The organism is Roseobacter sp., assembly GCF_039970775.1.
GTDB lineage: Bacteria > Pseudomonadota > Alphaproteobacteria > Rhodobacterales > Rhodobacteraceae > Roseobacter.
In genome coordinates this window covers 33652-42542 of sequence record NZ_JBDVLG010000001.1, presented here as the reverse complement: position 1 = coordinate 42542, position 8891 = coordinate 33652, and the positions used below count along the sequence as shown (strand labels likewise).

The 8891-nt window shown below is 55.2% G+C and carries 8 protein-coding genes and 1 pseudogene; 2 read left to right on the top strand and 7 right to left on the bottom strand.

Going from position 1 to position 8891, the window contains the following annotated elements:
• Positions 1–38: 38 nt before the first annotated feature.
• The 7 genes and pseudogenes from ABJH13_RS00195 to ABJH13_RS00165 form a co-directional block, all read right to left on the bottom strand.
• Positions 39–122: a hypothetical protein gene (locus tag ABJH13_RS00195; RefSeq protein WP_348404193.1), complete on the bottom strand. Its 84-nt coding sequence runs from the start codon at positions 120–122 to the stop codon at positions 39–41.
• A gap of 39 nt (positions 123–161) precedes the next feature.
• On the bottom strand, positions 162–797 hold the full coding sequence (locus ABJH13_RS00190) for an IS3 family transposase (RefSeq protein ID WP_348404192.1): 636 nt from the start codon (positions 795–797) through the stop codon (positions 162–164).
• A gap of 508 nt (positions 798–1305) precedes the next feature.
• Positions 1306–1476: pseudogene (locus tag ABJH13_RS00185) on the bottom strand (IS3 family transposase); the annotation flags it as partial.
• 129 nt (positions 1477–1605) lie between these two features.
• Positions 1606–2472, bottom strand: coding sequence for an SGNH/GDSL hydrolase family protein (locus ABJH13_RS00180; protein ID WP_348404188.1), 867 nt, complete (start codon positions 2470–2472; stop codon positions 1606–1608).
• Between the two features lie 24 nt (positions 2473–2496).
• Entirely contained in the window at positions 2497–3357 is an 861-nt protein-coding gene (locus tag ABJH13_RS00175) for an SGNH/GDSL hydrolase family protein (RefSeq protein WP_348404187.1), read from the bottom strand.
• 676 nt (positions 3358–4033) lie between these two features.
• Complete coding sequence (locus ABJH13_RS00170; RefSeq protein WP_348404186.1) at positions 4034–4444, bottom strand: DM13 domain-containing protein; 411 nt, start codon at positions 4442–4444, stop codon at positions 4034–4036.
• Positions 4445–4895: 451 nt separating this feature from the next.
• Positions 4896–5534, bottom strand: coding sequence for a VOC family protein (locus tag ABJH13_RS00165; RefSeq protein ID WP_348404185.1), 639 nt, complete (start codon positions 5532–5534; stop codon positions 4896–4898).
• Positions 5535–5723: 189 nt separating this feature from the next.
• Here ABJH13_RS00165 and ABJH13_RS00160 point away from each other — a divergent pair, with 189 nt between their 5' ends.
• Entirely contained in the window at positions 5724–8054 is a 2331-nt protein-coding gene (locus ABJH13_RS00160) for a molybdopterin-dependent oxidoreductase (RefSeq protein ID WP_348404184.1), read from the top strand.
• Positions 8047–8835 carry an IclR family transcriptional regulator gene (locus ABJH13_RS00155; protein ID WP_348404183.1) on the top strand — a complete coding sequence of 263 codons (789 nt, stop codon included), beginning with the start codon at positions 8047–8049 and terminating at the stop codon, positions 8833–8835. Before ABJH13_RS00160 ends, ABJH13_RS00155 begins: the two co-directional genes overlap by 8 nt.
• Positions 8836–8891: the final 56 nt, after the last annotated feature.

Here is an 8891-nt window from a genome sequence, read left to right as displayed (position 1 = left end):
TGGACCTATCACGGTTTAGTGCCGCCCCCGGTGCTTGTTTAAGCCACCTTGCGTTCGAAAGCGGCGGTGCTTTTCCAGCCCAGTGCTGAATGGCGTCGTCTTGGATTGTAGAAGCCGTTGATGTATTCGAAGATGGCGATCTCAGCCTGCCTTCGGGTGTCCTATGTGTCCCTCCAGATCAATCCGGCTTTGATGGTTTTGAAGAAGGTCTCGACGGCGGCGTTATCATAACAATCTCCCTTGCCGCTCATCGATAGCTTAAAGCCATGCTGACGCAGGTTCTTTTGATATCGTGCGAACAATATTGGCTGCCACGGTTGGTATGGTGGATGCAACCTTTGGGCGGTGCACGGAACCTTTAACGCTCGGATTGCTAAGTCCCACTTCATTCGATTGCTCACAACCCAGCCGATTGCGCGCTGAGAGTGTAAATCCAAGATCACAGCCAGATAAAGCCAACCTTCGCGTGTCCAGATGTAGGTAATGTCTCCAGCCCACTTTTGGTTTGGCTGATCCGCTGAGAAGTTAGGATCTAACAAGTTCGGGGCGATGTTGAACTTGTGTTTGCGTGTTCTGACAACAGATATTCCGTTCTGGCGCATCAACCTGCCGACACGGCGGTGCCCTACATTTAAGCCGATCTCTTTCAGTTCTTCGGTCATCCGTGGCCTGCCGTAGCTGCCAAGGCTGAGACGGGATTGCTCTTGGATATGCGACAACGTGACCATGTCAGATCGCTGCCTGCGGCTGGCAGGACGGTTCCGGAACGTCCGCAAGCCACGTGCGCTGATGTCCATCACGCGGCACATCCGCCCAATGGAAAACGCTGATCAGTGCTCTTCGATGTACTTAAAACTCACGGCTTTTGGCTCTCGAAGAACACGTTCGACCATTATCCTCGGACCAATGGCGGAAACCGGGCTCACCCTTTTTAGGATCTCCCTTTCCTCCTCGAGAATGCGCCCTCTCACACATGCAAGCATATGCTGTCAGGTAACAGTATCTCGCGACGAAGCCGGTCACTCCCTTGAGCAAGGCTTAAATCTTCTTTCAAAACCACGCCTGTATCTCGATGCGCCGTGATCCATTTGTTCAGCGCCAACATGCCCATACCCACCTTCTCGGGACATTGCTGCGCAATACCCTGCCAGACAAAGGATCGTCAGCTGCTTGCTATCGTCTCAGCCCACTGCTCAGTGCTACACGTACCGCATCTTGGCGAAATTCGCCCGCCCGTTTCAGTCCCATAGTCCATCTCCTTTGTTGCAGTGAATGCTATCAAAAGAGCGGCATCAAACCCCGACAGATCCAACCTTTCTTTGGTTGCCTTGATGGCACGTTAAGCCCCTCACATCGCCATAATCGTTCAACCGGTTCGTCGCTGATCTGCCAGCCTGCGTCTCTCAACGGGGCAGCAACCCCGCGATAGCCATATCGGCCGCACTGGTGTGTCAACTCGATCATATCAGCGATCAGACGCTCAGTGGCTGCATCAAGATGGTTGTCTATTTGGTTGGAAAACAGACTAATAAAAAACGACCGAAGTTTCAGGGGAGTAGGCCACGTTCAAAAGCCCCGTTGCGAGTGCCACTTGTTGTGCGTCCTTTAGTCTATTTGTTCGAAAATCGCATTGCATATACCGTTCATTTCTAACGCAAAGAAATTCCGGGCTGCGGCTGCGTTCGGATGGTAAGGGTCTTTGACCATTCCATTCTTATTGAGACGGAAATAATTCTTGTTGCCCTGATTTGCCAAAACAGTTTGTGGTGTGGCACCGGGGACAAAGGTGCACCGCGCGCCACTCGTCTCAAAGGCTGCCATCAAGTTCTTTTGCGCCTTTAGACGCAGATCTATGATCTTTTTCGAAAACGCGGGCGCGGTTGTCATGAAAATGCAAGGCAGGTCTTGTGGCAATTGCGACATCATTTGCTCGACGTCTTCTAACGCGCGTTCTGGGCTTTCTGCCCACCGTTTTGCAGAGTTTCCCAGGAAAGATAAAAGCAGCAGGTCCGGGGCATAGTAGTCTTGGCGGAACATCTCTTCGAATGCGGATTTTTTCGGTGCACAGAATTGATATTCCTTCCCTTTTCCGATTTGCACGTACTTGTTGTCAGTCATATTGACAAAGCCGTATGTGCCCGCGTTGACGCGCCATTTTCGATCTTCTTTGCAAATGGTGTCCTTGGCCGCGCCCCTTCTGGCGGTCCATGACCCGATAGAGCTCGAACGAACGCCGATAACACCAACGCGCATTTCACCGAGACGTTTGAGGTTTTCTTTCTGCTTTGGTGTAGGGTTGCAGTGTTTTTTGATATCCGAGAAAAATTCCAAAAACGCTGGGCCAGAACCGAATGAAATTTGACTATCGCCCAAGATAAGAATTTCCGGCGAGATAAATTCATCGGCTTGCGCCGGTTTAGACATTGCAACAGCCAGCAGGCCTGCGAAGACGAATTTGAAAATAGTGTGCATGGGCGTAGTCTCTTTGAAGTCGTGTTATTTGAGGGCTGAAAAGATAGCGTCGCAAAGTGCGGGCGTATTGATATCCAGAAATTTCCGAATGGCCGCTTTGCTTGGATGCAGCGGGTCTTTGACACGGCCGGACGCATTTTTCCGGAAATATTTGGCCTGACCTTCGATGGCTGCGCGTGTTTCGTGACTGAAACCTTCGACGACCTTGCAATGTCCCTTCGTTGACTTGAACGCCTGCGCGATGGCGGCTTGTGCTGCCATGCGCGTGTCGTTGGTTGCCTTTGAAAAGACAGGGGCCGTTGTGAGGAAAACGCAAGGAATGTCTTTGGGGATCTGGGCCTGTGTTTGCTTGGCATCCCGACGTGCGGCGTCAGGGTCGTCGCGCCATCTTTTGGCAGAATTGCCGATAAAGGCCAGCACAACGAGTTTCGGTTTATAGTAGTCTTCCGCGAAGGCCGCCTCAAACGGTGACACTTTGGGCGTACAAAATTGATAGTCGCGGCCCTTGCCGATTTGCACGAATTTGCGGTCGGGGTTTCCGGCGATGCCATAGGCCCCGGCGTTCACACCGTAGGTCTTGTCGACATCGCAAATTGCGCCTTTGGCAGCGCCTGATTTAGCCGTCCAAGAATTCAGAGACGTGGAGCGAACGCCAATTGCTGCGGTCTGACGATCGCCGAGTTTGGCAAGGCGCCGTTTGCGGGACGATGTCATTTTGCACCGGTCCGGCAGTTCATCGAAATAGTTGAGGTAGACCTCGCCAGCTCCAAAAGAGATTTGACTGTCGCCTAAGACCAAGATGTCAGGCGTGGATTGTGCCACCGCAAAGGTGGGCGCCACCGCAGCAAATCCGGCAAACAGGGCAAGGCGAAGTGCGCGTTTCATATGTGTCTTTGACCTTTTGACGTGCGCTAGGTGTGGTGAGCCACCCCAAATGATGCACGGTATCGTGGAGGAGTGTTCGACTATGCGGGACAGTCTGCACATCTAACGTGTCTTTTTCAACGCCGCATGCGGCTAAAGCCGGGTGCATGGGGGGTATCTTGTCGATACGGGCCTAGCGTTTGGGCCACTGGAAAACCGCAGCTCCCATAAGCGCCCAGCCCATAAGGGCCTGCCCGTGCGCCGCGAGGTTTTGACGGCCTTGGAACGTCAAAAGTTCAATTATTTTCGCCACGCTGACGGGTGGTTTGATCACCCATTGAACTGGCAGGTCGGTGAATAGAAACCAATAGTATGTGTAGTAAACCTGTGGTGACAGCCAAACGAACGCCCAGAAAAAACCGAGTGCCCCAGCGACCCGAAGCCATGCGGGCCTGCGCCACAACACGACCCGAGCGACAGCGAAGACGAGAGCAAACAAAGTGAGGCTAAGGCAGGCGAGCCCGAATTGCCCCAATGGGCTCAGGTCAAAAAATGAATCCTGCGTGTACATTTGTTGGTTTTCCGGGCCGCGGCGACCTGGCCGGTCAAAGAGCCGCGCATGTTGTTAGGCCGATGCCAGCAATCGCATACGACCGCCGATGCCGGCGATCGTATTGGGCAACTGTCAGACAGTCCCTTACTTCAGGGGAGCAACAGCCAAAATGACCGTGAATTGTTCACAATAGATGTAAAGTTCACTGTATTTGCTGGTGTCAATGCTGGCCGGAACTTCGAACGTAGCCGACCCTTTTTTAACGGTCAGCTCGTCGTGGATTTTCGAACCTTTGGCGTATTTTTCGCCGTTGCCGAAGCCGATTTTGATATCTGGTGGGTTTTTCGCTGGATCAAAGAGGTAATCGTCCCCCAAGATGACCACAGTTTTATCGCCATGTTTTTTGACCTGAACGCTACCAGATACTTTGTATCCTTGGCGACCAGACAGGCTGCCTTTGCGCTTTTCGGCCGCGAGCAGCGGAGTGGCGCCAAGCATTGCTGACGTTGTGCCGATGAGGGTCATGCCAACGAATTGGCGACGCGATAGTGTCATTTGGTGCTTCCCTTATTAAATTCACTTATGTGCACACCAGGTTATATGCCCCTTTATTGCGCCATTGGGGATTAAAATTATGTCACGTGTCAGTGATTGGGCTGCAATAAAATTTCAACGGGTACTTTCTGACGATGGGTGCCAGAGCCGCCCTATAGTCACTTGGATTGTTGCCGCCAGCATCGGGCCATAAGATGCGATTTGCAGGCGACGAACTGTCAACATTTCCATTGTCTGATATCGCCAAACGCATCAATGCGGTATCACGACAGGCGGTGCAGAATGCGACTGTGGCGCATTTTTATGCGCTAGACTGTCTTGATTTGTTATGAATGTTAAAATTTCTTGGTGCCTAGAGCCAATCCTGCGGATCTGTACTGTGGGGCTTTGCGGGAACATTCTGCCCAGCTGAAGCCCCATCCTGCCTCAGGGCAAAGTTTGCGACACGACCCTAATCAATCGTAACGGCCCCATTCGGGGTGTTCAGGGCAAAAGACAGGGCGGAATTGCCGGCCTGCACCTGCACCAGATGATCCACATTGAGCGCCTTTAGCACAGTGATCAATTCATCCGGGTTAGGGTGCGTCAGGTGGACCTTGTCCAATGTCACTCCAAGGTCTTGTTGACCTGTGCTGGGATGAGGGCCGGGGGACCATTCAATGAACGCCGGCAAGAGGCCGCCCATCGGTAAATGACCGTCTTGCGGTACGGTCAACCGCCAAGATCTATCCCCACGGGTAAATAAAACCACCTCGCCCAGATCAACAGGGCTGGCCGCGATCACGGCGTCTAGGTTATCGGTCCCAACGACCCAACATAACGCGCGCGGTCGCTGCGCCAAACGCGCCTGCGTGGCGGCATCATCCAAGGTAAACCACCGCACGCGCCCGGGATCGGCAGGGGCGTCGGGGTCAATCGCGATCAGTTCAAAAAAGCTTTCGTTGCCGGACTGCATCACGCAGTTATGCGTGCTCATGGCGTCGTGTTTGCCACCATGTGGGATGGTCACACCCAGTTGGGTTTCCATGGCCGCGACGCCTTGATCAAGGGTGTCAGCGCCAATGGCGAAATGGTCGATCTTATTGTGCATGGTCGGCTCCGCTGCGGTATTCAGGTGTGGATGGGTTGGGGCCCATGTTGGTCAGATCGTGTGTAATTTTGGAAAGGGATGAAGACATGACGATCTCATGCGTATTGCGTTTCGCAACGATGCCAGTCAGAGTATTTCGTGTCAATATTTGGCATTTCTGTGTTGTATAATAGCACATTGCGAGGCCGCATGAGCGAAGATGTAAAAATGCTAACCGCAAGCCATTGGGGCATCGGTGTGGCGACTGTTCGGGGCAATCGCATTGTCGCGGTGGAGGGCCACGCGGGCGACCCGGCGGCGTCTGCGATCAACCAGAACATCCCCCAAAGCATCCACGGCAAGGCGCGTGTTTTGCGCCCCGCAGTCCGCAAAAGCTGGCTGGAGGGCACGCCAAATGCGGTACCACGCGGGCGCGACAGGTTTGTCGAGGTCAGCTGGGACCGCGCGCTGGATCTTGTGGCGGCAGAAGTAACCCGCGTGCGCCGTGATCACGGCAATACTTCAATTTTCGCGGGCTCCTACGGGTGGTCAAGCGCCGGGCGGTTTCATCATGCGCAAAGCCAACTGAAACGGTTTTTGAACACCCAAGGTGGGTTTGTGCGGTCCGAAGGCAATTATAGCTACAACGCAGCGCTTGGTCTGATGCCTCACATCGTGGGCCCGTACCGCCAGCATATCATTCAAGCCACCCGTTGGACGGTCGTGGCAAAACACACTGATCTGGTGGTGATGTTCGGCGGCATGGCGTTGCGCAACAGTCAGGTCAGCGACGGCGGGGTTGGCAAACACCGGATGGCCGAAAACCTAACGCGCTGCGTGAATGCAGGCGTTCAATTCGTCAATATCAGCCCCCTGCGCAGTGACGCAACGGATGTGTTGAACGCCGACTGGATGCCCGTCACGCCGGGAACCGACACCGCGTTGATGATGGGGCTGGCCCATACGCTTTTGGTCGAGGGTCTAACAGATACCGCGTTTCTGGGCAGTCATACGGTCGGATACGACGCGATAAAAGCATACCTGTTGGGCAAGACGGATGGCCTGCCAAAAGACGCAGATTGGGCGGCAGGCGTAACGGGTATTGAGCCAGATGCGATCCGCGCACTTGCGCGCCGCATGGCGGCTGGTCGCACCATGATCAGCGTGGGCGCGGGGGTCCAACGGACCGATTTTGGCGAACAACCAATGTGGATGGCCGTGACGCTTGCCGCGATGTTGGGGCAAATCGGCCTTCCCGGCGGGGGGTACACCGTTGGCTATGGCGTGAACGCAAATATCGGCAATATCGAACGCCTGTTTCGTTGGGGAACGTTGCCGCAGGGTCGAAACCCGGTGCAGGAATTCATCCCGGTGGCCATGATCAGCGAGATGCTGCTGAACCCCGGCGCCGCGTATAGTTATCAGGGCGAAACCCGGACCTTCCCCGACGCACGGCTGGTTTGGTGGGCCGGGGGAAACCCATTTCACCACCATCAAGATCTGAACCGCCTGCACGCCGCGTTCCAGACCCCGGACACAGTTGTCGTGAACGAGATGAACTGGACGGCAACAGCCCGCCACGCCGATATCGTCCTGCCGGTTGCTGCGGCGCAAGAACGCACAGATTTTGGCGCGGGCAAGTCTGATAACGTTTTGGTGCCAATGCCACGGCTAGTGCCTCCGTCGGGCGATGCGCGGATCGAATATGATATTTACGCCAACCTTGCGGGGCGGCTTGGGGCTGCGGAGGTCTTTACCGAAGGCAAAACGCATCAAGACTGGCTGCGCGATATCTGGGACACCACACGTCGCAGCGGGCGCGAAAACGGGATCACCCTGCCGGAATGGGATGAATTCATCGCTGGCGACGTCATAGATCTGCCTGACCCAAGCCCAAACCAGATTTTCCTTGCCGATTTCCGTGCAGATCCGGTCGCGGCAAAACTGCCCACACCAAGCGGCCGGATTGAAATTTTTTCAGACAGGATTGCCAGCTTTGCGCTGCCTGATTGTCCGGGCCATGCCTGTTGGTTCCCGCCGCGCGACCGTACCAACGACCCAAATGCGTCCTTCCCGCTTGCGGTGCTGTCTGGTCAACCCAAGACGCGGTTGCACAGCCAGCTCGACAATGGTGGCTATAGCCTCAGCCACAAGATTGACGGGCGCGAACCCGTCTTGATCAACCCGCAGGATGCGGCGACCTATGGGGTGAACGACGGCGATGTGGTTGAATTGTCGAACGCGCGTGGGCGCTGCCTTGCGGGCGCCAAAATCACCGATGACATCATGCAAGGGTGCGTGTTTTTATGGACCGGTGCGTGGTTTGATCCTGATTTTGACGCCCCGCAGGCCCGCGACCGCCACGGGAATCCGAATGTATTAACCCATGACCTGCGGACGTCGTCGCTGACACAATCGCCCGCAGCGCATTCGGTCATGGTTCAGATGCGCCGGTTTGATGGGGCATTGCCCGCCGTCCAGGCGCATGATCCGCCGCCTTTTGCGCCCCCCACATCAGGGAAAGACCAGCCCCATGATTAGTCAAAACGACAGTGCCGCGCCCACGCGCAAAGCGCCGAAGGTGGATTCGACCCTTTCAAAGGGGTTGCTGATCCTTGAAACCCTCGCCGGGGCGCAAACCGGCAAGGGGGTGACCGAGCTGTCCAAGGAATTGGGGCTGACGAAATCCAATACCTTTCGCTTGCTGCAAACTTTGACGACGCTTGGGTATGTGCAGCACTTGCCAGACAAATCATATGCGGCAACCTTGAAGACATGGCGCGTGGGCCGCGCCTCTGTCGAGAGCCTGAATTTACGCCAAATCGCCGCGCCTGAACTGTCTTATCTGGCGCGCGAAACGGGCGAGACGGTCTATCTTGCGGTCCGCGAGGGCCTCAACGTGGTGTACATTGATAAGCTGGACAGCCCAAAACCGATCCGGTCGTGGAACACAATCGGCGATACCGCCCCATTGCATTGTGTCGGAACCGGCAAGGCGATGTTGGCGGCGGAATTTGCAAACCTGCGCGGCCCGATCAGCGGTGCGTTGACCCGCCACACAGACAAAACCCTAACAGATATGGCCGCACTGGAGGCCGATATCGCGCTAACGCTGGCGCGCGGGTATGCCTATGACACTGGCGAATTTCGGCCGCGCATTCTAAGTTTTGGGGCTGCGATCACGGTGCCGGGGGGCGATGTTGTTGGGGCTTTGGGGATTTCGCTCCCTGATATCAATTTGCCCGCTGATGGTGTGGGGCAGTTCGGCGGCTTGGTGTTGCACGCTGCAAATAGTGTCTGTGCGAAATTGGGCCGTGGGTGATCAATTGTGCTGATATACGGAACATGTATATCAAATATTGACACTGCAAAGACCGT